The organism is Methylobacterium mesophilicum (genome assembly GCF_022179445.1).
Taxonomy (GTDB): domain Bacteria; phylum Pseudomonadota; class Alphaproteobacteria; order Rhizobiales; family Beijerinckiaceae; genus Methylobacterium; species Methylobacterium mesophilicum.
Genome location: NZ_BPQU01000089.1, coordinates 1 through 712, shown reverse-complemented (window position 1 = coordinate 712; position 712 = coordinate 1). Strand labels below are relative to the sequence as shown.

Here is a 712-nt window from a genome sequence, read left to right as displayed (position 1 = left end):
CGTCACCCTGCTCGACCGAGCGCTGATCCTGTCACCCCGGGGGGCCGATACCGTTATCGCGGCCCATGAACTGGCTCACGCCGAACTCCATAGGCGGATCGGCCTTAGGGCAACGCTCGCGCGCACCGTGCCGCAATGGTTCGACGAGGGGCTTGCCGTGGTTGTGTCCGACGATCCACGCTACCTCGCACCAGGCGCGGAGCGCTGTCTTGTGGAACCAGGCGGCGACCTGCCGACCGCGCGTGCGGCCTGGATAGAGACAGCAGAGAGCGCGGGCCTCTACGCCAGGGCCGCCTGCAAAGTCAGCCGGTGGCTCGACGCACACGGTGGCGCAGCGGGCATCCTGCGCCTCGCGGCGAGCGGGTCTTTCGAGGAGATCACCGCTAGCACGGGGTCGTAGTCTGCCGAGAGCGAGCGGCCGTCTTGGCGTTCGAACCGACCTCGGTTAGCCTGGCGCCAGGCCGATGCTGCCTGCCGCTCGCCCCGGGAACGGGATGGTGAATGCATCGCGGACGACCACCCCCACCGGATCCCTGACCGGCGACGGGTCGGCAATGCGGGCACCGACAGACCGACGCCGGCTTGGGGAGAGTACCATGACGACCGTCGACCAGGCGAAGGCTATGGCCAAGCGGCTGCGCGCCGCGCTGTCCGCCCGGGACCTCGCCGTCTCGCACGCGACCACCCTCGAACTCGTCGCCGCCAGCCTCGG

The 712-nt window shown here is 69.9% G+C and carries 1 protein-coding gene and 1 pseudogene; both read left to right on the top strand.

Annotation, left to right across the window (positions count from 1 at the left end; genetic code table 11):
• Nucleotides 1-400 (top strand): annotated as a pseudogene (locus MFF40_RS28330) (hypothetical protein); the annotation flags it as partial.
• A gap of 64 nt (nucleotides 401-464) precedes the next feature.
• A partial coding sequence (locus tag MFF40_RS28940; RefSeq protein WP_308447721.1) for a glyoxalase superfamily protein occupies nucleotides 465-712 on the top strand: 248 nt, incomplete at its 3' end.